Origin of the sequence: Blautia sp. MSK17_66, assembly GCF_020538025.1 — a bacterium.
GTDB lineage: Bacteria > Bacillota > Clostridia > Lachnospirales > Lachnospiraceae > Blautia_A.
This window is the reverse complement of sequence record NZ_JAJBNQ010000009.1, coordinates 49848-72733: the sequence shown is the minus strand read 5'-3', so window position 1 is coordinate 72733 and position 22886 is coordinate 49848. Positions and strand designations below refer to the sequence as shown.

Annotated in this window: 25 protein-coding genes; 5 read left to right on the top strand and 20 right to left on the bottom strand. The window is 43.8% G+C overall.

The window, feature by feature from the left end; all coding sequences use genetic code 11:
• The first annotated feature begins 53 nt into the window (after positions 1-53).
• Both LIR34_RS06400 and LIR34_RS06395 read left to right on the top strand, forming a co-directional pair.
• On the top strand, positions 54-902 hold the full coding sequence (locus LIR34_RS06400; RefSeq protein ID WP_173902299.1) for an AraC family transcriptional regulator: 849 nt from the start codon (positions 54-56) through the stop codon (positions 900-902).
• A gap of 67 nt (positions 903-969) precedes the next feature.
• Positions 970-1578 (top strand): DUF1836 domain-containing protein, encoded by a 609-nt coding sequence (locus tag LIR34_RS06395; protein ID WP_161286182.1) that lies wholly within the window; start codon positions 970-972, stop codon positions 1576-1578.
• 56 nt (positions 1579-1634) lie between these two features.
• Here LIR34_RS06395 and LIR34_RS06390 read toward each other — a convergent pair whose 3' ends face one another.
• Positions 1635-2606, bottom strand: coding sequence for a hypothetical protein (locus LIR34_RS06390; RefSeq protein ID WP_244092236.1), 972 nt, complete (start codon positions 2604-2606; stop codon positions 1635-1637).
• Between the two features lie 74 nt (positions 2607-2680).
• Positions 2681-3670, bottom strand: coding sequence for a serine hydrolase (locus tag LIR34_RS06385; RefSeq protein ID WP_173902298.1), 990 nt, complete (start codon positions 3668-3670; stop codon positions 2681-2683).
• Between the two features lie 198 nt (positions 3671-3868).
• Between LIR34_RS06385 and LIR34_RS06380 the strand changes: the two genes are divergently transcribed.
• Positions 3869-4810: an N-acetylmuramoyl-L-alanine amidase gene (locus LIR34_RS06380; RefSeq protein ID WP_173902297.1), complete on the top strand. Its 942-nt coding sequence runs from the start codon at positions 3869-3871 to the stop codon at positions 4808-4810.
• Between the two features lie 99 nt (positions 4811-4909).
• On the opposite strand, the gene LIR34_RS06375 is transcribed toward LIR34_RS06380, so the two are convergent.
• The gene (locus tag LIR34_RS06375) at positions 4910-5221 is read right to left on the bottom strand and encodes a YerC/YecD family TrpR-related protein (protein WP_161286185.1); all 312 of its coding nucleotides are present in this window, start codon (positions 5219-5221) and stop codon (positions 4910-4912) included.
• A 186-nt stretch (positions 5222-5407) separates the two neighbouring features.
• On the opposite strand from LIR34_RS06375, the gene LIR34_RS06370 reads away from it, so the two are divergent.
• Entirely contained in the window at positions 5408-6727 is a 1320-nt protein-coding gene (locus LIR34_RS06370) for a replication-associated recombination protein A (protein ID WP_173902296.1), read from the top strand.
• Between the two features lie 62 nt (positions 6728-6789).
• On the opposite strand, the gene LIR34_RS06365 is transcribed toward LIR34_RS06370, so the two are convergent.
• The 14 genes from LIR34_RS06365 to infC all read right to left on the bottom strand — a co-directional run bounded on the left by LIR34_RS06365 (position 6790) and on the right by infC (position 18039).
• Complete coding sequence (locus LIR34_RS06365) at positions 6790-7305, bottom strand: DUF4364 family protein (RefSeq protein WP_161286187.1); 516 nt, start codon at positions 7303-7305, stop codon at positions 6790-6792.
• 16 nt (positions 7306-7321) lie between these two features.
• Positions 7322-8257 carry a TIGR01212 family radical SAM protein gene (locus tag LIR34_RS06360; protein ID WP_173902295.1) on the bottom strand — a complete coding sequence of 312 codons (936 nt, stop codon included), beginning with the start codon at positions 8255-8257 and terminating at the stop codon, positions 7322-7324.
• Positions 8254-8901: a YesL family protein gene (locus tag LIR34_RS06355; RefSeq protein WP_244092234.1), complete on the bottom strand. Its 648-nt coding sequence runs from the start codon at positions 8899-8901 to the stop codon at positions 8254-8256. Before LIR34_RS06355 ends, LIR34_RS06360 begins: the two co-directional genes overlap by 4 nt.
• 108 nt (positions 8902-9009) lie before the next feature.
• Complete coding sequence (locus LIR34_RS06350) at positions 9010-9696, bottom strand: polysaccharide deacetylase family protein (protein WP_173902293.1); 687 nt, start codon at positions 9694-9696, stop codon at positions 9010-9012.
• A 106-nt stretch (positions 9697-9802) separates the two neighbouring features.
• On the bottom strand, positions 9803-10429 hold the full coding sequence (locus LIR34_RS06345) for a cytidylate kinase-like family protein (protein WP_161286191.1): 627 nt from the start codon (positions 10427-10429) through the stop codon (positions 9803-9805).
• Positions 10430-10443: 14 nt separating this feature from the next.
• Entirely contained in the window at positions 10444-11154 is a 711-nt protein-coding gene (locus LIR34_RS06340; RefSeq protein WP_173902292.1) for an ABC transporter ATP-binding protein, read from the bottom strand.
• Between the two features lie 12 nt (positions 11155-11166).
• On the bottom strand, positions 11167-11925 hold the full coding sequence (locus LIR34_RS06335; protein ID WP_161286193.1) for an ABC transporter ATP-binding protein: 759 nt from the start codon (positions 11923-11925) through the stop codon (positions 11167-11169).
• A gap of 2 nt (positions 11926-11927) precedes the next feature.
• A complete protein-coding gene (locus LIR34_RS06330) occupies positions 11928-12998 on the bottom strand; it encodes a branched-chain amino acid ABC transporter permease (protein WP_161286194.1) in 1071 nt (356 codons plus the stop codon).
• A 12-nt stretch (positions 12999-13010) separates the two neighbouring features.
• Complete coding sequence (locus LIR34_RS06325; protein WP_161286195.1) at positions 13011-13895, bottom strand: branched-chain amino acid ABC transporter permease; 885 nt, start codon at positions 13893-13895, stop codon at positions 13011-13013.
• A 98-nt stretch (positions 13896-13993) separates the two neighbouring features.
• On the bottom strand, positions 13994-15154 hold the full coding sequence (locus LIR34_RS06320) for an ABC transporter substrate-binding protein (RefSeq protein WP_161286196.1): 1161 nt from the start codon (positions 15152-15154) through the stop codon (positions 13994-13996).
• 147 nt (positions 15155-15301) lie between these two features.
• Positions 15302-16780, bottom strand: a complete 1479-nt coding sequence (locus LIR34_RS06315; RefSeq protein WP_173902291.1) for a DUF6056 family protein — start codon at positions 16778-16780, stop codon at positions 15302-15304.
• 74 nt (positions 16781-16854) lie between these two features.
• On the bottom strand, positions 16855-17211 hold the full coding sequence (gene rplT, locus LIR34_RS06310; RefSeq protein ID WP_005427881.1) for a 50S ribosomal protein L20: 357 nt from the start codon (positions 17209-17211) through the stop codon (positions 16855-16857).
• Between the two features lie 49 nt (positions 17212-17260).
• Positions 17261-17458: a 50S ribosomal protein L35 gene (rpmI, locus tag LIR34_RS06305; RefSeq protein WP_015541985.1), complete on the bottom strand. Its 198-nt coding sequence runs from the start codon at positions 17456-17458 to the stop codon at positions 17261-17263.
• Positions 17459-17544: 86 nt separating this feature from the next.
• A complete protein-coding gene (infC, locus tag LIR34_RS06300; protein WP_022215329.1) occupies positions 17545-18039 on the bottom strand; it encodes a translation initiation factor IF-3 in 495 nt (164 codons plus the stop codon).
• Positions 18040-18464: 425 nt separating this feature from the next.
• Between infC and LIR34_RS06295 the strand changes: the two genes are divergently transcribed.
• Positions 18465-18791, top strand: coding sequence for a DUF1540 domain-containing protein (locus LIR34_RS06295; protein ID WP_173902290.1), 327 nt, complete (start codon positions 18465-18467; stop codon positions 18789-18791).
• An 80-nt stretch (positions 18792-18871) separates the two neighbouring features.
• Here LIR34_RS06295 and ftsZ read toward each other — a convergent pair whose 3' ends face one another.
• The 3 genes from ftsZ to murA all read right to left on the bottom strand — a co-directional run bounded on the left by ftsZ (position 18872) and on the right by murA (position 22715).
• Complete coding sequence (gene ftsZ / locus LIR34_RS06290; RefSeq protein WP_161286211.1) at positions 18872-20038, bottom strand: cell division protein FtsZ; 1167 nt, start codon at positions 20036-20038, stop codon at positions 18872-18874.
• Positions 20039-20233: 195 nt separating this feature from the next.
• A complete protein-coding gene (locus tag LIR34_RS06285; RefSeq protein WP_161286199.1) occupies positions 20234-21442 on the bottom strand; it encodes a cell division protein FtsQ/DivIB in 1209 nt (402 codons plus the stop codon).
• Positions 21426-22715, bottom strand: a complete 1290-nt coding sequence (murA, locus tag LIR34_RS06280; protein WP_265107710.1) for a UDP-N-acetylglucosamine 1-carboxyvinyltransferase — start codon at positions 22713-22715, stop codon at positions 21426-21428. The genes LIR34_RS06285 and murA overlap by 17 nt, the downstream gene beginning before the upstream one ends.
• Positions 22716-22886: the final 171 nt, after the last annotated feature.

Here is a 22886-nt window from a genome sequence, read left to right as displayed (position 1 = left end):
TTGATATTTTTTAGTAATATCAACCAGTTTCTATGTTTCATGGAGGATAAAATATGGATAAAGTCTTGTTTCATGTGTTTTCAGATGACCGTTTTATGGATCTTACACTCTACCAGTATGGATATGAACAGTGTCTTCCACTACACTCCTACGGTCCTTTTGTACGAAACCATTTCCTGTTCCATTATATTATTTCAGGTAAAGGAACACTCCTGGTTGATGATGAAAATTCCCAGTCTACGGAATACCAGCTTCAGGGCGGAATGGGATTCCTGATTGAGCCCGATTGTGTAAATACTTATTTTGCCGACCGCAAAGACCCATGGGAATATGCCTGGATCGAATTCAGCGGACTCCGGGCAAAGGAGATTCTGGAGGGCTCCGGTCTTTCTTCTGACTCTCCGGTCTATCTTCCACGCACACCACAGGATGGGGAGCGGCTCAAAAATGAGATTCTGTATCTTGCCACACACTCTCAGGAATCTTCCTACCATCTGATCGGGCATCTTTATCTTATCATGGATGCACTGGTCAGCGGATCGTCTTCCAGACGGCGTACCCAGGGAGGCAAACGTGCACAGTTTTACACGAACGAAGCTGTGACCTTCATCGCCCAGAATTATTCCCGTGCGATCACGGTCGAGGACATGGCTCGCCGCTGCAATCTGGATCGGAGTTATTTTGGCAAGGTTTTCCGTGATGTCCTCGGACAGTCTCCACAGGAATTTCTCATCCAGTACCGTATGGAAAAAGCTGCCGAACTTCTCAAGATCACAGATCTTTCTGTGGGCGAGATCAGCAGGCAGGTCGGCTATCCCAACCAGCTCCATTTTTCCAGGGCTTTCAAGAATTTTTATGGGATTTCCCCCCGTACTTACCGCCAAAATAACAAATTCCTTTAGAAAAATATTTACAAGTAGTATTTAAAACTATATAATAAGGGGCATAAGAGAGAGGAAAGTGGTATTTATGTCAACAGATAATGAGGCGATGATCAGACATATTCTGGACTGGGTTTCCGGAATTGGATATATTAAACCCGAGGATATTCCGAATATTGATCTTTATATGGATCAGGTAACGACTTTCATGGAAGAGCAGCTTGCACATTCCAAGCGATATCAGGAAGACAAGATTCTCACCAAGACCATGATCAATAACTACGCCAAGAATAATCTTCTTCCGTCACCGGTGAAGAAGCGTTATTCCAGAGAGCACCTGCTGGTTCTGATCTTTATTTACTACTTCAAGAACATTCTTTCTATCAATGATATTCAGACTCTTCTGAATCCGATCACGGATAAATATTTTAAATCTCAGGAGAAGCTGGATCTGACTTCCATCTACGAGGAAGTTTTCAGCATGGAGAAAGAACAGATTGAAGTTCTCAAGAAGGAGCTTCTGAAGGATTATCAGACTGCTCAGAATACGTTTACGGATGCTCCGGAGGATGAGCAGGATTTCCTGAAATTATTTTCTTTCATCTGCCTGCTCAGCTTTGATGTCTACATGAAAAAAACGATCATCGAGCAGATGATCGACAGTCTCCGGGACAAAGACCCCAGGAAAAAGAAATAAGTTTAAAAGAGGTTCCTGCCGCTTCTGGCAGGAACCTCTTTGACTGTTCTAATGTTTTAGTATAAATAATTCTTATTTACATAACCGGACTTATTAAGTTTCGGGGAATATACGTACCAGTAGGTGCTGTCACTGGTATCCTGTACCTGTACCGTATCTCCACTGTACAGTTCTCCGATCTCATTGTTCTCATCATAGGCCTTGGCGGTACGAAGAGCAAGATATCCCTTGGCCACACTGACGGTCTTGGTAACAACTGACGGGCTGCTGCTTCCGGCGCCAATAAGATAATTGCGGTTCACATAACCGGATTTATTAAGCTTCGGGGAATATACATACCAGTAGGTATTGTCACTGGTATCCTGCACCTGCACCGTATCTCCACTGTACAATTCTCCAATCTCATTGCTCGAATCGTATGCCTTGGCTGTACGAAGGGCAAGATATCCCTTGGCCACACTGACCGTATAGCTTGCGCCGCCTGTGCTTACTGTACCGCCCACGAGATAATTGCGGTTTACATAGCCAGACTTATTAAGTTTCGGAGAATATACATACCAGTAGGTACTGTCACTGGTATCCTGCACCTGTACTGTATCTCCACTGTACAGTTCTCCGATCTCATTACGAGAATCATAGGCCTTGGCAGTACGAAGAGCAAGATATCCCTTGGCCACACTGACCGTATAGTTACTTCCTCCTGTGCTTGCAGCACCGCCTACAAGATAATTGCGGTTTACATAGCCGGACTTGTTAAGCTTTGAGGAATATACATACCAGTAAGTATTGTCACTGGTGTCTGTCACTTCTACCGTATCTCCTGTATAGAGTTCTCCAATCTCATTGCGAGAATCATAAGCCTTTGCAGTACGCAGTGCAAGATATCCCTTGGCCACACTGACCGTGTAAATGCTTCCTGCAAAACTTTCCTTTGCTGTCACAGGAAGTGACAAAGTGAAAACAAGTGCGAACAATGCTGCCCATTTAAAAATAGATGTCTCAAAAATCCCCGTTAATTTCTCTCTCATAATGATACCCTCCTTTTTTAGATTATTCGTAACTGTTCAGAATCCTCACAGTTACGATTATTTATTTTACAGTTCTATGAACTGTAAGAATCATAAATCTGTCTGCTCAGGGATGCGATCGTACTCTGAGCTGTTCCCGGCTGCAATACATTTTCTGACATAAAAACAATGATCAGATCATTTGAGGAATTGTAGATAATACCGGCATCGTTCTCTACGTCGGAAAGCTCTCCGGTCTTATTTGCGATGCTGACTCCGGCCGGCATCTGTGCCGGAATCTTGTTTCTTCTGGTCTGCGCTGCAAGTAAATCGAATTCTGCCTGTGCATGTACATCAGATTCCTTGCTTCCCTCGTAAACCTCTTTGAGAAAATGTCCACAATCCGAAACTGATGTATAATTATCGTCATACTGATTGCTTGCCAGAAGAAGCCTTCCCATATGGGTACTGGAATACCCCTTCTCACTGCAGAAATCATTTACCACCGTCATTCCTGCACTGCTGTCTCCGCCTCCCAGATAACTTACCAGTGTGTTCGCTGCATCATTATCACTGACAGTGATCATGGAATACAGATTGGAATCTACACTGGACTGTCCGTACTGTGCAATGATACTGTCATAGTTCTCATATACTGCTCCCATAATATAAAGCTTGATCAGACTTGCAGCCTGCATTCTGGCATCCTGGATGGCACCTTCTGTATTATTTACCAGATCACACACATATACAGACCAGGTTCCGTTTCCTGCCGGAAGTGCAAGATTCGATAAAACTCCCTGAAGCTTCTCATCCGTTCCTGCCGTCTCTGATGATGCGGAACTTCCGAATACACTGCCTCCCTCGGATTCCGACGGTGGTGACAGAGTTCCCTGTCCCTCCTGAATGGAAGCTGTCTCTTCCGGTGCCGGTTCTGCATGATGGTCCGGATCTTCTGCCGTCTGTGTGTGTTCCTCAGAATGTTCACTGACATGCTGTTCTTCTGCCGCATAACATGGCTGTGTTGTCGCTGCCGCCAATGTAATGCAGCTAATTAAAATTGATGTTAAAATTTTATTTTTCATGTTCTCTCTTCCTTATGTTCAGATACCTTTATTATATTATTTCTGTATAATACTTTCAAGAAAATTTGCAATTATATTCATAATGTCATATCATAGAGTTATCTGTTTGAACCATCTGTTTTATATTTTTATTATAGCAGAATAGATTTCAGATTTGTATTTTTTATATATAAATTTTTTTCAGGAGGTATTAATTTTATGAAATTTTTTTTGACATCTTTACTTCTTGGCAGTCTGGTTCTTGTATCCCCGGCAGTTGTTTCTGCCGCCTCAGAAGCCACCCAGGAAGATGTGGAAGGACAGGCAATGATCAAACCGCCCTCTTCCGCTTCGGAACAATCTTCCGACACATCAGAAGAACAGACCGAGGGTACAACCAGTTCTTCTGACTCTTCAGCTGGTATGGACTGGTCTGCCGCCAACACAAAGAACAAAAAGACCCAGGGCAGTTTTACCGTCTGTGTCGATGCCGGACACCAGGGTTCCTGGGTAGATATGAGTGCACAGGAGCCTATGGCTCCGGGATCCTCCCAGACCAAAAACAAGGCTACAACCGGAACCAGCGGGAATTTTTCAAACGTTCCTGAATATGAAGTAAACCTTGAGGTTTCTCTTGTCCTTCAGAAGGAACTTCTTTCCCGCGGATACAATGTCATCATGACAAGAGAAGACAATGATAAAGCAATCAGCAACAAGGAACGGGCCGAACTTGCCACAGAAGAGGGAGCCGACATCACTGTGCGTATCCACGCAAATGGAGCTAACGATTCTGCTTCTGCCGGAGCTCTCACCATGGCTCCTACTTCTTCCAATCAGTATCTGAACCAGGATATCATCGAAAAAAGTAACACTCTGGCAACCTGTATCATCAACCATTACTGCGATGCGACAGGTCTTGGAAATCTTGGAGTAATTTCTTCTGACAATATGACCGGGACAAACTGGAGCACAGTCCCTGTTGCAATCCTTGAGATGGGATTTATGAGCAACCAGAAGGATGACCTGTATATCACAGATTCTTCAAACCACGAAACAATGGCAAAAGCCGTAGCCGATGGCATCGATGAATATTTCAGCCTCGTCTCCCCTGCCGCTTCCGAAATGCCTTCACCTTCCCCTGTCGAAGAACCTTCAGAATAATACGAAGTAATTTCTTACAAAATAAAACAGAGCCTGCTGGAAGTATCCCCTTCCTGCAAACTCTGTTTTATTTATTCGTTACTGTGAACAGTAACAGATTTATTCTTCTGTTTCCTGTGCTTCCTTGGCTTTCATTCTTTCGAAAACCATTTCGTATCCATCGTTTCCATAATTAAGTGAACGGTTTACTCGACTGATCGTTGCTGTTGAAGCCCCTGTCTTCTCTGAAATATCCAGATACGTGCGCTTATCCGTCAACATCTTAGCCACCTCAAAACGCTGAGAGAGAGAAAGAAGTTCATTAATTGTGCATACATCCTCGAAGAAGGTATAACACTCTTCTTTATTCTTCAAACAGAGGATCGCCTCAAATAAATGGTCAACCTCTTCCGTCCTGATTTTTTTACCCATAACCTTGCTCCTTTAGCTTACATTGTGCTTTATTTCACATATCTGATATTTTAACACTTTACTCTGTGATAAGCAAGAAGTTTCAGCATTTTCATATGCAAAACATCTTCTCAGTTGAATTTATTTTAAAAATCAAGTATACTTGGAACAAATGTACGGATCATTATTTCAGAATGGAGTATCATTATGGATTTATTTGAATATGCCAAATCAAAAACTCTTGACAGGGAATCTCCTCTTGCCTCCCGGCTCCGTCCTTCCACACTGGATGAAGTTGTCGGCCAGGAGCATATTGTAGGAAAGGATAAATTATTATATCGTGCGATCAAGGCTGATAAGCTGACCTCTGTTATCTTCTACGGACCTCCCGGAACCGGTAAGACAACGCTTGCCAAGGTCATTGCCAATACGACCCGTGCCAATTTTACACAGATCAATGCGACCGTTGCCGGCAAGAAAGACATGGAACAGGTCGTTAAGGAAGCTCAGGAACAGCTCGGCATGTATGGCCGGAAAACCATCCTGTTCATCGATGAGATCCACCGTTTCAACAAAGGACAGCAGGACTATCTCCTCCCTTTCGTTGAGGACGGAACAATCATCCTGATCGGTGCCACAACAGAAAATCCTTATTTTGAGGTCAACGGTGCGCTTCTTTCACGTTCTATTATTTTTGAGCTCAGAGCGCTGAGTCAGGACAATATCCGTACTCTCATTCTCCGGGCAGTCAATGACTGCGATAAGGGTATGGGCAACTATGGGGCTGTAATTGATGATGACGCTCTTGATTTTCTCTCGGATATGGCAGGCGGTGATGCACGAAGTGCCCTGAATGCTGTAGAACTTGGAATACTGACAACCCCAAAAAGTTCTGACGGTTACATCCACCTGACACTTGATGTTGCCTCTGAATGTATCCAGAAACGTGTTGTCCAGTACGATAAACAGGGTGACAACCACTATGACATCATCTCTGCCTTTATCAAGAGTATGCGTGGCTCTGATCCGGATGCGGCAGTCTACTATCTGGCCAAAATGCTTTATGCCGGAGAAGATATCAAATTTATTGCAAGAAGAATTATGATCCTCGCCTCAGAGGATATTGGAAATGCTGACCCTCAGGCACTTTGCGTTGCTGTTGCCGCTGCTCAGGCTGTTGAGCGCGTCGGTATGCCGGAAGCACAGATCATTCTTTCTCAGGCTGTCACTTATATGGCATGTGCCCCCAAAAGCAATGCTGCTGTAAATGCGATTTTCTCCGCCATGGATTCTGTCAAAAAGACCCGCACAACCGTACCTGTCCATCTTCAGGACGCCCATTACGGCGGCCACGAGAAACTTGGCAGGGGAATCGGTTATAAGTACGCACACGATTATCCCAACCACTATGTGGAACAGCAATATCTCCCATCTGAAATTCAGGGAGAACATTTTTATGAACCAGGTGACATGGGATATGAAAAGACGATTCAGGAACATTTGAAACACATAAAGGGTGAATCCTGACTCCCGATGCCAAAGGGGACGAAAAGCAGTTCTGAACATTTGCTTTTCGTCCCCTTTTAAATTTATGATATCAGTTCACTCATCAGCATTTCATAAATATCCTGTGATTTTGAAGCCCAGCTCCGGCAGATTGCCTGAGCTGCCTCTTTGCCTGGTGCTGCCATGCTCAGATCCATGATCGTAGAGTCCCTCTCTATAATCTGACAACGTACTGCATATCCGCCCTGTGGTGTCGTATAATAATCAGCCGGTGTCAGAATCCTCTCCTGTACTCTGCATCCGCAGCTTTCAAGATATTCCTTCACCTCATTTCTGATATCCTGAGAAATATCCTTTTCAAAATAGGAAAGTGTCTTGCGGCCCTCTTCCGTCAGTTCATAATAAGAACTGTTGGAGATCGTTCTTTTGTGGAGAAGTTCTGTCTCCGTCAGCTCTGACAGTACTTTCTGAAGCTGAAAATAATCTGTATATTCCCGATCCAGAATAAATTCTGAAATCTGTGAATTTGTCAGTGCCTCTGTCGCATGCTTCGCCATATATAATACGATCAGCTTGTACGTTGTAAATGGATCTGCCATTTCGGTCACCTCTTTCTTATTCTGGCAGAGAATGGAACTGCTTTCCCTGCCAACTGTCACATACCTTCATCTGATGATGCAGAAGGTTCAGGACCTCCCTTTTCCTGCCTGTCCACAGTGGCGCCAGAAGGAGCTTCTCAGGCCCGTCCCCTGTCATCCTGTGTATAACAATCTCCGGATCCAGGTTCTCCAGACACCGGATCACCAGATTCAGGTATTCTTCTCTTTCATATACATGAAATTTGCCTTCCAGATATTCCTGTGCAAGATCTGTATCCTTAAGTACATGAAGAAGCTGAAGTTTTATTCCCTGTATATCTCTGTGATTTAAATATTTCATCGTAGCAAGGATATCTTCCTGTGATTCTCCCGGAAGTCCCAGGATCGTGTGAACAATCACCTCTATTCCACGTTCACGAAGATTCCTGACTGCCGTCTCAAAAACAGATAATGGATATCCTCTTCGAATATATGCCGCAGTCCTCTCATGTATCGTCTGCAGCCCAAGTTCTATCCACACCGGTTTGATCTGATTGAGTTCACTCAAAAGCTCCAGAACATCCTCTCCCAGGCAGTCCGGCCTTGTTCCGATCGACACTGCCACCACAGACGGATGCCGGATCGCTTCTGTAAAAATTCTTCTGAGATATTCTACCGGTGCATAGGTATTGGTATATGCCTGGAAATATGCGATATATTTATGGATCGGACGCTTCGCCGACAGGACTGCGATCTGACTGTCAATCTGTTCGGTGATCGTCAGGGCCGCATCTGCGGCGAAATCGCCGCTTCCACCCTGACTGCAGAAAATACAGCCTCTGTCTCCCAGCTTTCCGTCACGGTTCGGACAGGACATCCCTCCGTTCAGTGTCACCTTGTATACCTTCTCGCCAAATCTCTCTCGCAGCATATAGTCCAGTGAATGGTACGGTTTACCATTCCAGTTTTTCATTCTGCACTTCCTCCATCTGCATTCTCTGCATCTTCCGGAATATATTTTTCAAAAATTTTTACCAGGAAAAATGAATTGCAGTATGCCACTACCGCCCCACCAATCACAAGACAGATCACAAGGATTGTCGACTGTACTCTGAAGGTCGGTGCAAAAAAGATCAGCACTATCGGACATGCACATACCAGTGCCATCAGGACAGTATACGGAAGATGGCGAACAGACATAAGGACTGCATTGATAAATGTATTCCTGGTTGAATTGTAGAATTTTGCAAGAACCGGATAAATATACATAAACACCATCGCATACAGTACCGTAAATGCCAGAAAGATCACATGCAGGATCTGTGAAATTGGCTGTCCCATCTGATTTACGATACGAAGATCCACATACAGGATTGCAGCTACTGCCAGCATGATCAGGTTGATCACGGTCGCCTGCTTAAAATTCTGTCTGAAGGATTTAAAAAAGCTTTTAATTATGTAGGACTCTTCGTTCTTTACCATCTTCATGGTAACAAAAAACATCGCGGTGATCGATGCCCCCGCCGTCACGATCGGGATACAGCAGATCAGACATACAATATTCAGGATACACAGATCTGCTACCTTTCCCATAAATGTAAAAAACTTATTATCCATACTAAAAAATCTGTCCATTTTTACTCCTTTTTTAATGAATTCTTTATCTATCAGTATAACGAAAACATTCAGAAAATGCAATGCCAATCCCGTCAGTCTTCACATCCTTCACAATGACCCGCCAGCACAGTCTGAAATCAATTTATCCACTGTCACAAACTCATATCCGGTTTTCTTCAGCCGGTCGATGAGAAGAAACGCAGCTTCCACACTGGTTTCGTACTCATCGTGCATAAGAATGATCGAACCATCCTCCGGTCTGTCTCCTGCTGTCTCCAGTATAGCTTCCACATTCTGGCTCTTCCAGTCCAGGGTATCAATATCCCAGAACACCGGAAACATTTCCACACACAGTTCCAGATTTTTCTTCCAGGCCCCGTAAGGCGGCCGCATATATTCCGGATAGATTCCGGCAGTCTCATAGATTTCATTGTTTGTTCTGAGGATTTCCTGCTTTGCAGTCGTCTCTGATATTTTGTCCAGCTGAACGTGATTGTAGGTATGATTTCCCAGCAGATGTCCTTCTTTTTGCATTCGCTGCACCAACTTTTGGTTTTTCTTTATATTTTTACCCAGCAGAAAAAAAGTCGCATGGACATTTCGTTCTTTCAGTCCGTCCAGAAGAATTGGCGTATATTTCGGACTCGGGCCATCATCAAAGGTCAGTGCAACTCTCGGCCTGACAACACTTACATTTCCATCTGTCTGCACGGTTTCCAGCTTCCGCACTTTTGCAAAAGCACTTCCCATGATCAGCAAAAGTACAGCGGCAATCCTTATACCTCTTTTTCTCATAGCCACTCTGCTCACACTGTACTCCCTTAAATATATGCGGCAAAATCCAAAAAAGCACCAGAAACTCATCGGTATTTCCACTTCTGAGTCCCTGATGCCCCTGTATTTACTTATCCAGCATGATCTTTAACTGTGCTTCGATCGCATCTACACATTTCTCAAATCCGAGCTTGCCGCTGTTCAGGCAGAGATCATAATTTGTTGCATCATTCCATACACCACCGGTAAATTTGCGGTAGTATTCCTGTTTGCGTTTATCATCTTTGAGAAGGAACTTCTCTACATCTTCTCTTGATCCGGAAATCTTCTGGGAGGCCTGCTCTACACGGAACTCCCACGGTGCATGAACAAATACTCTCAGCGTATTCGGACGATCCTTAAATACATAATTCACACAGCGTCCTACGATAACATAGGATTCTTTTTCTGCAAGATCATTGACAACCTTTGCCTGATAATTAAAAAGGTTTTCATCAGAAATAAAATCCCTGCTTCCCGGACGAACCAAATCTCCCTTGTAAATACTGCTCTTATTGCCAAACAGGGAGGTTTTGATCTTATCACCTGCTTCTATCTTCCCAAAAAGATTTACATCGATTCCACTCTCGTCGGACGCCATATGAATGATCTGTTTATCATAAAAAGAGATTCCAAGGCGCTCTGCCAGCATCTTTCCAACGGTGCGTCCGCCGCTTCCATACTGTCTTGCAATTGTGATCACAACATGATCCATAGTGATTCTCCTCCTTATTCTCCCAGATATGCCTTCTGGACAGATTCATCATGAAGCAGGTCATCTGCCTTGCCCTCCAGAGTGATACTTCCGGTTTCAAGAACATAGGCTCTGTCTGCGATAGAAAGGGCTTTCTTTGCATTCTGCTCAACGAGAAGAACGGTCGTACCACTTTCACTTACTTCTTTGATTATATCAAAAATCTCATTTACAAAAATCGGGGACAGACCCATGGAAGGCTCATCCATCAGAATGATCTTGGGTTTGCTCATCAGTGCACGTCCCATGGCAAGCATCTGCTGCTCACCACCGGAAAGTGTGCCTGCACGCTGTCCTTTACGTTCTTTCAGACGCGGAAATCTCTTATATACCATCTCAAGACTCTGTGCGATCTCATTCTTGTCTTTTCTTGTGTATGCTCCCATCAGAAGGTTTTCGTATACGGACATATCTGCGAATACACGTCGTCCCTCCGGTACATGAGCCATTCCCATCTCTACGATCTTGTGTGCCGGTGTTCTGGTAAGATCCCTGCCGCCAAAAAGAATGCTTCCGGACTTGGCCGGAATGATTCCTGTCAGCGTCTGTAAGGTTGTAGTCTTACCTGCGCCATTCGCACCGATCAGCGCGATAACTTCTCCCTGTTCTACATGAAAGGAAATTCCCTTCAATGCCTGGATGACACCATAATAAACCTGGAGATCTTTTACTTCCAACATTGACATTTGATTTTCCTCCTATTCTCCCAGATATGCAGTGACAACTGCCGGATCTTTCAGAACCTTCGAAGTCTCGCCCTGAGCAAGTACCTGTCCGAAGTTCAGTACAGTTACTTCCTCACAGATACCTCCGACCAGCTTCATATCATGCTCGATCAGAAGAGTGGTCATGTCAAAATGTTCCTGTACAAAACGGATCGTATCCATCAGTTCCTGTGTCTCATTCGGGTTCATACCCGCTGCCGGCTCATCCAGAAGAAGAAGCTTCGGATTAGTCGCAAGTGCTCTGGCAATCTCCAGTTTACGCTGTTTACCATACGGGAGATTTCCCGCAAGTGTGTATGCTTCTTTGTCCAGATCAAATACCTTCAGGATCTCCATTGCTTTCTCATTCATTTCTTTCTCGACTTTATAGTATTTCGGAAGTCTTAAGATTCCTGTCAGTGTAGAATAAGAATGCTGATTGTGAAGTCCGACCTTGACATTGTCAAGAACCGGCATATCCTTAAACAGACGGATATTCTGGAAAGTTCTTGCAATACCTGCCCGGTTGATCTCAATCGTATTTTTTCCCGTGATATCCTGTCCATCCAGTTTAATAATACCCTCTGTCGGTTTGTATACACCTGTGAGAAGGTTGAAAATTGTTGTTTTGCCGGCACCGTTCGGTCCGATCAGGCCATAGAGCTGACCTTTTTCGATGGATACGTTAAATCCATCAACTGCACGAAGACCGCCGAACTGAATAGCCAGATGATTTACTTCCAACATTGCCATAGTTAAGCTGCCTCCTTTTTATGTTTTGTTCCTTTGATTTTTTCCATTACACGTGCTCTCCAGTTTCTTGCTGCCGGTGCCCAGTTAAAAAGCATCATTACGATCAGGACGATCGCATAGATCAGCATACGATAGTTTGCAAATCCACGGAGAAGCTCCGGAAGTGCATAAAGGATAATTGTTGCGATCATAGAGCCTCTTAAGTTTCCAATTCCTCCAAGTACAACATATACCAGGATCAGGATAGACATATTGTAGTCAAATCCGGAAACCTTCAGCATAGAAAGATTATGTGCATAAAGAACACCTGCAACACCTGCAAGTGCCGCGGAGATCGTAAATGCAAGCAGTTTGAACTTTGTGACATCAATGCCAACAGATTCTGCTGCGATACGGTTATCTCTGGTTGCCATGATCGCACGTCCGCTTCTGGAATTTACAAGATTCTGTACGACAAATAAAGTAAGCAGGACCAGAAGGATTCCGATTGGGAAGAAATAGTGTTTTACATCTTTATAAAGAGCACCGGTTCCCGAGATACCAAGTGCACCCTTGAGGATCTGTTTGCCGCCCGCTGCCAGATTAAGATTTGCAGCCTTTGTAGCAACATGAAGGCCATTTTCATCAAAACCAACATACAGGATATTGATCAGGTTCTTAATGATTTCACCAAAAGCCAGCGTTACGATTGCCAGATAATCACCACGAAGCCGAAGTACCGGAATACCAATGATCACACCAAACACAGCAGCTACTGCTGCTCCGATGAAGATTGCCAGAATAAATCTCGGCACCTGCGGGATATCACTTGCCACATGTGAAAACAGTGCACTGGAATAAGCTCCCACACACATAAATCCGGCATGTCCAAGACTCAGCTCACCGGAGAAACCAACTACCAAATTCAATGATATTGCTGCAATCGTGTACACGCACAGCGGAACCAGAAGACCTGTGATAAGTCTGGACAGATGGCCTGTACCGGAAAGAATCTGTACGATCACAAACAGTGCGATAACGATTCCATAATTTATCAGATTGTTTTTTGTTGTTTTGTCCATATTTTTTTTCATTCTGACCACCTCTTATACTTTCTCCTGGATGTTCTTACCGAACAATCCGGTAGGCTTTACAAGAAGTACTACGATCAGAACTGCAAAACAGATTGCATCTGCCACCTGGGATGAGATATAGGCCTTTCCAAAAATCTCAATAATACCAAGAAGGATTCCACCGACCATAGCTCCCGGAATGGATCCGATACCACCAAATACGGCAGCCACGAAAGCCTTGATACCCGGCATCGCTCCTGTATATGGTGTCAGTGTCGGATAAGTCTGACAGAGAAGAAGTCCTGCAATTGCTGCAAGTCCTGAACCGATTGCAAATGTAAGGGAGATTGTTGCATTCACGTTGACTCCCATCAGCTGTGCTGCATCACGGTCTTCGGATACTGCCTGCATGGCACGTCCCGGTTTGGTCTTCTGTACAAAAAGCATCAGTCCGACCATGATCACAATACAGGTAAGGATCGTCACGATCGTAATTCCCTTAATAACCAGTTCTCCTCCGAAAAGAGAGAGTGACGGTACATCGATAACAGTTACAAAACTTTTGGCATCTGCACCGAAAATCAGTAAGGCCAGGTTCTGAAGCAGATAACTGACACCGATCGCGGTGATCAGTACTGCCAGATTTGATGATGCTTTACGGAGCGGACTGTATGCAACCTTCTCAATCACCATACCAAGAACGGTACAGAAGATCACGGAAAGTACAATAGCCAGCACCGGCGACATTCCTCCCTTTGTAACAGCAGTAAGGATCACAAACGCACCAACCATGATGACATCACCATGAGCAAAGTTCAACATTTTTGCAATACCATATACCATTGTGTACCCGAGTGCAATGATCGCATAGATGCTGCCCAGGCTGATTCCATCTTTTAAATATGATATAAAACTCATAATGCACCTCTTTAATTTATTATCTTATTAGTGCAAGAAAGGAGGACGGTTCTGTGATAACAGGCAACCGTCCCCCGTCCTCTTATTTCAGTATACTGTTATTTCATTTCCACGTAAGCACCATCTTTGATCTCGAAAGCTTTTGGCTCTTTGTCACATTCGCCGTCTTCGGACCATTTTGCCTTACCTGTCAGACCATCAAGTTCAATGTTCAGCATGGAAGCTGACATTGCAGCACTGATATCTTCATTAGACATATCCGGTGTGATTGCCGCATCGTTTGCAGCAAGCTGCATTGCAAAAAGTACATCATAAGCATCAGCTGCGAACTGGTTCGGAACCTCGTTCTTATTTGCTGCTTCATATGCCTCAACAAATGCTTTGGATTTTTCATCTTCGGATGTTACAGAGAAAGGTGTCAGAAGCATAACGCCCTCTGCAAGGGATGTATCAAAGTTTTCTACTCCAAGAATACCATCCATACCATCTACACCAAATTTCTTGATGTCATCCATTCCTGCATCATGAGCCTGCTGAAGGATCAGAGCATTGTCAGAATAGTAGTTTGGAAGGAACAGAAGCTCTGCACCGCTGTCTTTGATCTTTTTGAGCTGTACGGAATAATCTGTGTTGTTGTCTGTTGTATAAGCTTCATCAGCTACAACCTCCAGACCATTCTCTTCTGCTGCTGCAACAAATGCATCATGTACACCTGAGTTATAGTCTGCCATGGAATCATAGAGAACTGCAACCTTTGTTGCAAGCTTATGTTCACCGATAAATTCAGCAGATTTTGTTCCCTGTGCCGGGTCTGTGAAGCACATACGGAACTCATTGCTGCCTGCAGTGATACAGTCTAATGCTGTACCGGATGGAGTGAACAGGAATGTGCTCTCTGCTGCCTCTGCTCCGACTGCGATACAGGAACCAGATGTTACTGTACCACAAAGCATCTGCATTCCTTTATCCAGGAGGTCATTGTATGCATTCACTGCTTTCTCCGGATCACCCTGATCATCACCTGCATCAAGAATCTCTACATTGTATCCGTTGAATCCACCATTTGCATTAATTTCTTCTGCTGCAACCTGTGCTGCATGATATACACCGAGACCATACTGTGCATAGTCGCCTGTCATAGGTCCGATCACACCGATCTTAAATGTCTCATCCTCTGCCGCGAATACAGATACTGGCATCATTGTTGCTGTCATGGCCACTGCTGCTGTTAAACTAAGTACTTTCTTCCAGTTTTTCATAATAAAGCTCCTCCTTTTGCTTTAACTCGCTAATACTTTAATGTTTTTGATTATAGCATCTGATATATGTGAATGCAAGGTAAATTTTAGATTTCTTTAAGATTTTGTTTATTTCGCAAGGATATGTGTTTTTGTGACACGGACTTTTCATTCAAATCTGACAGTCATATTCTCCGGGATATGATAAAATTCCTTGAATTTTTCTGCCCAGATCTCATCTATCGGTTCCGTATATCCTGTATAATCACTGAATGGCATGACCGGAAGTGTCAGTTCTTTTGCATTCTGCTCGACCGCCTCTTCGATCAATTCTGCTCTGTAATCACTGTACTTCCCTATTATCATAAAAATCCTCACATAAAATAATGCTGAAATACAAACTGTCACTGCAAGGATCAATGCCGGATAAAAAACCTGTATTTCTTCTCTCTTTTTTAGAAGATATTGAAGAATCTTTACCGCCGCCAGTACTTCAAACACATAAGAAATATAAAAGCATCTCGGACCGATTGGATCCGCTGCAATAAGCGGTGCTGCAAAAGCCAGCGAACCAAGATATGTGATACAGATAGAAAGCCGTTCTTCTTTTTCTGTAAACATCCAGACACAGAGAATCACATTTATAAAAAATACTATGGAAAGAAGTGCCATGATCCCTCTGTCCACCGCCTGCGTTCCAGCAAAGATCCACTCCGGACAGATCTTGTGCAAAATGCTGTACGCACTGTACCCCCAGAAAACAACCAGCATCTCTGCCGCCGCAAAACTCTGTTTTCTTTTTTTCAGGATAAGAACTGTAAGAAAAACTGTAAATATTACTGTCAGCACCCAGTTATTCAGGACAAGATTTGTCCATATCCTGGCAGCAAACCTCTGAAGCAGAATTCCTGCACTCATATCAATACTTTTATAGGTTTTTCCATTATGTACCGCTGCACTGGAATATGCTGAATTAGAAAACATGAGCACTGCTCCCAGAATTGCAGAGCACAGATAATTCACTTCTATTAAATAAATTTTTCTGTATCTGACAGCAGTGTAGACCAGCATCCACAGAGCATAGGCAGCAACAATGATCGTTATATTTTCGCTGAATAGCTGGACGCATATTCCCAAAGGGATAACTGCAAAGGTTTGAAAGCATGAATATTTTTCAGCTTTCTTTCTGTAAAGCTCTTCTGTCCATATAAAATAGACCAGAAACAACGGTACCGGAACTTCGTAATTGACAAAAGCGGCCGGCCATCCATAGCTCTGTCCATACAGGGAAGCCGGGACAGCAAGCAACAGTAAAATGATACTCAGAAGAAGGATCGGATCTGACTTGTCTTTTTCTGAAAAAGATTTTCTTCGCACGCTCACTTCCATCAGCCATACGACCAGCACCATACATACGGATATTACAAGTGTTTTTGCCACCTCTGATCTTGTGATCAGCAATGCCAGGATATTTCCCAGATATCTTCCGTTATACCCTGAAAAACCTCGCTTCATCAGTTCCATCCGCTGAGGCAGCCCCCACTTCCACTCATCAAGACAGTAGGGAGCTTTATATCCCAAATATACAAACAGTATAAAAAAAACAGAATAAATAAAATATCTTGCCCTGTTATCTTTAATCTTCATCTTCTCTCTCCCGGAAACTGCCATATAAAAAAGACCGCAGATTTTATAACTGCGGTCTTTTCAGGCATATTAACTTATGCTACTGCTTTCTTAGCGATCTCAGCAAGTGCTGCAAATCCCTCTGCATCGTTTACTGCAAGTTCAGCAAGCATCTTTCTGTTGATGTCGATGTTTGCAACTTTAAGTCCGTGCATCATTTTGCTGTAGGACAGTCCGTTCATTCTTGCAGCTGCATTGATACGAGCGATCCAGAGCTGTCTGAACTGACGTTTTTTCTGTTTACGTCCTGCATAAGAGCTTGCAAGTGCTCTCATAACAGACTGTTTTGCTACTCTATACTGTTTAGAACGGGCTCCTCTGTAACCCTTTGCCAGTTTTAATGTACGGTTATGTCTTTTTTTTGCGTTTAATCCGCCTTTAATTCTTGCCATTTCTTATATTTCCTCCTGTAGTCTTCTGATATCGTCCGCTGCCTGTTTATTATAAATACGGCAGAGCTTTCTTAATATTCTTAAGGTTTGTAGAATCAACAACAGTAGCTTTTCTCAGATTTCTCTTTCTCTTCTGAGATTTCTTTGTTAAGATATGGCTCTTATAAGCTTTATTTCTCATGATTTTTCCGGTTCCGGTTTTTTTGAAACGTTTTGCTGCTGCTCTACAAGTTTTAATCTTAGGCATTATTATTTCCTCCTTGATTCGTGGTTCTGTTTTTTATTTCACATTACCAGTCTCATGCACTGGCGGCATAATGTTCTGGTAACTGCTTAACGCTTTTCGCTGAGAAACATGGTCATGCTTCTTCCTTCGATCTTAGGTGCTTTCTCCACTGTTGCAACATCTGCAAGAAGCTCCGCAAAATCATCAAGGACATGTCTGCTGCTTGCCATGTGTGCCATCTCTCTTCCTCTGAAGCGAAGTGTAACTTTCACACGGTCGCCCTTTGAAAGGAATTTTCTTGCCGCATTGACCTTGGTCTTTAAGTCATTTGTATCAATGTTTGGTGAAAGACGTACTTCCTTGATGTCGATCGTCTTCTGTTTCTTCTTAGCTTCTTTTTCCTTACGGGAGAGCTCATAACGGTATTTACCGTAATCAATGATCTTACACACCGGTGGTTTTGCCTGCGGCGCGATCTTTACAAGGTCAAGTCCTGCTTCCTGTGCCTTCGCCATTGCTTCTCTGGCTGACACAATTCCGAGCTGTGCTCCGTCCGGTCCAATCAGACGTACCTCTCTGTCTCTGATCTGTTCGTTAATCATTAAATTGCTAATTGTAGTACACCTCCATACCTGTAAATAAATGATATACTCTGACTCTCAGTCACCTTATGAACTAATCGGTAATGAAATTACCGAGAACTTCCTGTTATTCTCCTCTTCCCCTCAAAAAGAAAGAGCATGGACAGAATCCACACTCTATTATACCCAGTGATACATGACTAAAATGCCATGCGATATACAAATTCAAAAAGGAACATCCTGTATATCCCTGCATATAAACCTGAGCCGCAATCAGTCTGCGCTGAGGTGAGAGTGAATCTCTGCTTCGTTTTCTTTACGTACTGTATTAAGATACCATCCCTTTTTATGAAAGTCAAGCAGTTTTTTGTATATTTTTATTTTTTTTGCGAATACTTAAATATGGACACATAAGTCCGACAAAATCCAAGGAGGAATAACTGACTATGACAATTCTGAAATGTTCTGCTGTAAAATGCATGTACAACGACAACGAACTCTGTTCCAGAGGTGATATCGAGATCACCGGTGCAAATGCCCGACATGCAGAGGATACTACCTGCGGAAGCTTCCGCGACCGCAATTCTTCCGGCTCTGCCATGAACTGTACTGCTCAGCACTGTGGCTGTGAAAAGATCAATATTGACTGTAAGGCTCAGGAATGTACCTACAACGACCACTGCAAATGTACAGCCTCTGCCATTAATGTTTCCGGCTGTCATGCCACAGAATGCTGCGATACAAAATGTGATACCTTCTCCTGTAAGTGCTGACCTTCTCTGAAAAGTTCTGATCACTTTGGATACGGTCAAAAAAAGACGCTGTGAACTCACAGCGTCTTTTAGTCTGTCATTTATCTGTTCTTAAGGAAATCCGGAATCTGGATGTCTTTCTTCTGTACAGTGCTTGATGGTACTTTGCTTGTAAATGTCGGTGTACTCTGCATATTCGGCAGATTGAAACTCGGCATGCTCATAGTCGGCTGCTGTGTCTGGGTTGTCCCTGCAGTGCCTGCTGCCGGTCTGCGAACACCGAATGGTGTTGTATTGCTTCTGTTGCCAAATGGTGTGGATTTGGCTTCCAGATCAGAAAGTCCTGTAGCAATTACTGTGATTCTTGCATAATCTGCAACGGAATCATCATACATTGCACCAAAGATGATGTTAGAATCCTCTCCGGTAAGCTCCTGTACATAGCTTGCTGCATCATTTGCATCCATAAGAGAAATATCTCCGGAAATGTTGATGATGACATGAGTTGCACCCTTGATAGTTGTTTCCAGAAGCGGGGAGGATACCGCCTGCTGTACTGCCTCCATCGCCTTGTCATCTCCTCTTGCCTCACCGATACCAATATGAGCAATTCCCTTATCTCTCATTACAGTCTGAACATCTGCAAAGTCAAGATTGATCAGTGCCGGAAGATTGATCAGGTCTGTGATGCCCTGTACTGCCTGCTGAAGTACTTCATCTGCCTTACGAAGCGCCTCCGGCATGGTCGTACGACGATCTACGATCTCTAACAGCTTGTCATTCGGAATGACGATCAGTGTGTCAACAGCTTTCTTCAGATTCTCGATTCCGGACAGAGCATTGTTCATACGTGTTTTTGCCTCGAAACGGAAAGGCTTCGTAACGACACCAACTGTCAGGATACCCATCTCCTTGGCTGCTGCTGCGATAACCGGTGCTGCACCTGTACCGGTGCCGCCGCCCATACCACAGGTAACAAATACCATGTCTGCACCTTCCATTAACTGTTTCACTTCTTCTATGCTCTCCTCAGCAGCCTTCTGGCCAACTTCAGGCTGTGCACCTGCGCCAAGGCCCTTCGTAATCTTTTCACCAATCTGAAGTACTGTTGGAGCTTTGCAAAGTGTCAGGGCCTGTTTATCAGTATTTACACCAACAAACTCTACTCCTCCGATGGCCTCTTCCACCATTCTGTTTACTGCATTATTTCCTGCTCCGCCTACGCCAATTACAATAATCTTGGCGGAAGACTCGGCCTCATTTGACATAATCTCTAACAATGTACTTCCTCCTTTATCTCCCTGATATTATCATATATCAAACTACATATAGATATATCATATATTTTTTTCTTGAATTAATCAACCACTAATTTTGTTTTTTTATACTTTTTTCACGATTATTCGTCATCGGTGATCTGGAATGGATTTTGCCCAGAGGCTGTAAACGGAGTGGACCGCAGCCTATTCTTCCCCTTCATAATAGTCGCTTTCCTCCTCACTGTAGCCGTCTTCATAGCTATCTTCCCCGGTGTTTTCGGTGCTTTCTTCTTCGGAATCTTCTTCCTGCGAGCTTCCATCTTCATTATCCGTATCAGAGTTATCTTCTGTATCTTCTGGTTTTGCTCCTACATAATTTCCCTCTGCGTCGTATTCACCAACTCCGTCAAATCCGCCCGACTCATTGTATCCGCCGGTCCAGTCACCGAAGCTGTCCAGCAGTTCCTGCGTCGGTGCAGGACCAACATAATTAAGATCAGCGTCGTACTCTCCACTTCCGGTATAATCCCCTTCTTCGTCGTAGCCGCCTACCCAGTTCTCAATGGCCGTATCCAGTGCTGTCACCGGTTTAGGTCCCACATATTTTCCGGATTCATCATATTCTCCATCACCGGTGTAATCACCATTCTCATCATAACCACCATTCCAGTTCTCTGCGGTGATCTCCTCTTCTTCGGCTTCAAATGTCACCATCTTCGAATTGCGTGAGATATTTTCCATGTGGAGGATTCCTTTCTGTCCCTCAAGCTGTGGCAAAATGGCGATCGCCCTTGTCATTTTGTCCTCCAGATATTCATCCTTGCCAAGCTGGACCGTGACATCACCATACATAAGGCTGATTTCATAATTGTCATCAAAACTGATATGATCCGGCACCTTATCATTCTTGGCAAAAATTGTAGAAAGAGCAACCGCCGTGTTCAGGACTGCTCCTTTGATTGGAAGCTTTTCTTTCATCACAATCTTTGAAGGCTGTATCCCGTCAAAAAAAGCCACCTTTGTGTCTCTTATCTTACTTCCCTCTACAAAATATCCGTTATTGTCAAAATAAATATAGCTGTCCAGATAAGGAATACAGCCTACCACGCTCTTTTCTTTGACACTGATGATCAGTTTATGTCTGTCGGAACGTTTCACGCTGAAATTCTCGATATATGGAAATTTTTCTGCCGCATTTTTGGAATAAAATCTCGGAGCAAAAATCGTGTTGGAGGTCAATGGTCCCTTAAGGATTGCCTCTTTCAGTTCATCCTCTGAATAATGCTCACTTCCCATGACTTCAACGGTCTTCACCTGAAAAAAAGCGAAGAAAAAAATAACAGCGGCCAGGATTATGATGGCCACACTGCCCATGATCAGTTTCCGTGTATTAATATTACTGGATGTATTCATATGTCGTCATTCCTGTATCCTTCTTGATTTTCCCGCCAAGATCTGAAATATCCTGAACGATATCTTCGTATCCCCGGCAGATAAATGAATATCCCTCTACAATAGATTCACCCCTTGCAGCAAGTGCTGCAACTACCAGTGCTGCTCCACCTCTCAGTTCCTGTGCCTGTAAATATCCTCCCTGTAAATCAGAGGTGCCTCTGATCCACGCCTTTCTTCCCTCTGTTCTGATCTCTGCTCCCATCCGGTTAAGCTCTCCGGTTATCTTGAAGCGATCCTCAAAAACAGATTCCAGAATACAGCTCTTTCCCGGAATCGTTGCCAGCACTGCCATCAGAAGTGACTGCAGATCTGTAGGAAATCCCGGGTATGCAGCAGTTTCTGTCATAGAAACAGGAAATCGCACCCGGCTTCCGTCCGCTACTAGTTTACCACTGTTCCATTCATATTGTCCACCCATTTTGCGATATACTTCAAGGAAGGCCGTGAGTTCACCCTGTGGAGGATTCTGGATCTCAATCCTTCCTCTGGTGGCTGCTGCTGCACAGAGATATGTCCCGGCAACGATTCGATCTGGCGGCACCTGCATATCTGCGCCCTGAATGATTTTTCCTCCTTCGATCAGAATCTCCTCCGTTCCTTCTCCCTGAATACTTGCTCCCATCTTCTTTAAGAATCTGCACAGCCAGATAATCTCCGGTTCTTTTGCACAATTATAAATTCTTGTTTTTCCACTGGCAGAAACTGCTGTCAGAACAGCCTGCTCCGTTGCCCCTACACTTTTTCCGGCGAAAAAAATCTCCGTTCCATGAAGCTTTTCGCATACCGCTTCCAGCTTCTCTGTACACTCTTCTACTTTTGCTCCAAACTTCCGAAGTGCATACAGATGAAGATCCACCGGCCTTTTTCCAATCACACAGCCTCCCGGATATCCCATGGATACCCTGCCCACTCTTCCCAGCAGTACTCCGAGCAGTATAACAGAAGATCGCATTTTTTCTGTATAAAAAGCAGATATTTCTGTTTTTTGTACCTTCGTACAGTCCAGATACAGATCATGTTCCTGCCACCGGGTATCTACGCCGAGTGTACCAAGGATTTCTTCCATGCAAAATACATCTGCGATCCGGGGACAGTTTCTGAGTACGCTGATTCCGGGATAAAGAAGTGCAGCCGCCATCATGGGAAGTGCAGCATTTTTGGAACCCTGTATCCGTATCGTACCATGAAGAGGAGTTCCTCCTGCTATGCGAAGTTTATCCAATCGTTTCACTCCCAAAGGGCCTCTTACCTTTATTATATGTTTCGTGAAATTTTCTGTGATTCTCTTCTCTTTCTTTGTATCAGCTTCTCAAATCTGCTGTAAACTAAAAGAAAGTCTGATCTGTTTTCATTCAAATCTGACTTTCTTTTTTCTTCTATATTAATATAAGTACAGCATTTT

Coding starts and splice junctions, on each gene's coding strand:
- LIR34_RS06400 (WP_173902299.1), top strand. CDS start 54: ATGGATAAAGTCTTGTTTCATGTGTTTTCAGATGACCGTTTTATGGAT.
- LIR34_RS06395 (WP_161286182.1), top strand. CDS start 970: ATGTCAACAGATAATGAGGCGATGATCAGACATATTCTGGACTGGGTT.
- LIR34_RS06390 (WP_244092236.1), bottom strand. CDS start 2,606: ATGAGAGAGAAATTAACGGGGATTTTTGAGACATCTATTTTTAAATGG.
- LIR34_RS06385 (WP_173902298.1), bottom strand. CDS start 3,670: ATGAAAAATAAAATTTTAACATCAATTTTAATTAGCTGCATTACATTG.
- LIR34_RS06380 (WP_173902297.1), top strand. CDS start 3,869: ATGAAATTTTTTTTGACATCTTTACTTCTTGGCAGTCTGGTTCTTGTA.
- LIR34_RS06375 (WP_161286185.1), bottom strand. CDS start 5,221: ATGGGTAAAAAAATCAGGACGGAAGAGGTTGACCATTTATTTGAGGCG.
- LIR34_RS06370 (WP_173902296.1), top strand. CDS start 5,408: ATGGATTTATTTGAATATGCCAAATCAAAAACTCTTGACAGGGAATCT.
- LIR34_RS06365 (WP_161286187.1), bottom strand. CDS start 7,305: ATGGCAGATCCATTTACAACGTACAAGCTGATCGTATTATATATGGCG.
- LIR34_RS06360 (WP_173902295.1), bottom strand. CDS start 8,257: ATGAAAAACTGGAATGGTAAACCGTACCATTCACTGGACTATATGCTG.
- LIR34_RS06355 (WP_244092234.1), bottom strand. CDS start 8,901: ATGGATAATAAGTTTTTTACATTTATGGGAAAGGTAGCAGATCTGTGT.
- LIR34_RS06350 (WP_173902293.1), bottom strand. CDS start 9,696: ATGAGAAAAAGAGGTATAAGGATTGCCGCTGTACTTTTGCTGATCATG.
- LIR34_RS06345 (WP_161286191.1), bottom strand. CDS start 10,429: ATGGATCATGTTGTGATCACAATTGCAAGACAGTATGGAAGCGGCGGA.
- LIR34_RS06340 (WP_173902292.1), bottom strand. CDS start 11,154: ATGTCAATGTTGGAAGTAAAAGATCTCCAGGTTTATTATGGTGTCATC.
- LIR34_RS06335 (WP_161286193.1), bottom strand. CDS start 11,925: ATGGCAATGTTGGAAGTAAATCATCTGGCTATTCAGTTCGGCGGTCTT.
- LIR34_RS06330 (WP_161286194.1), bottom strand. CDS start 12,998: ATGAAAAAAAATATGGACAAAACAACAAAAAACAATCTGATAAATTAT.
- LIR34_RS06325 (WP_161286195.1), bottom strand. CDS start 13,895: ATGAGTTTTATATCATATTTAAAAGATGGAATCAGCCTGGGCAGCATC.
- LIR34_RS06320 (WP_161286196.1), bottom strand. CDS start 15,154: ATGAAAAACTGGAAGAAAGTACTTAGTTTAACAGCAGCAGTGGCCATG.
- LIR34_RS06315 (WP_173902291.1), bottom strand. CDS start 16,780: ATGAAGATTAAAGATAACAGGGCAAGATATTTTATTTATTCTGTTTTT.
- rplT (WP_005427881.1), bottom strand. CDS start 17,211: ATGGCAAGAATTAAAGGCGGATTAAACGCAAAAAAAAGACATAACCGT.
- rpmI (WP_015541985.1), bottom strand. CDS start 17,458: ATGCCTAAGATTAAAACTTGTAGAGCAGCAGCAAAACGTTTCAAAAAA.
- infC (WP_022215329.1), bottom strand. CDS start 18,039: ATGATTAACGAACAGATCAGAGACAGAGAGGTACGTCTGATTGGACCG.
- LIR34_RS06295 (WP_173902290.1), top strand. CDS start 18,465: ATGACAATTCTGAAATGTTCTGCTGTAAAATGCATGTACAACGACAAC.
- ftsZ (WP_161286211.1), bottom strand. CDS start 20,038: ATGTCAAATGAGGCCGAGTCTTCCGCCAAGATTATTGTAATTGGCGTA.
- LIR34_RS06285 (WP_161286199.1), bottom strand. CDS start 21,442: ATGAATACATCCAGTAATATTAATACACGGAAACTGATCATGGGCAGT.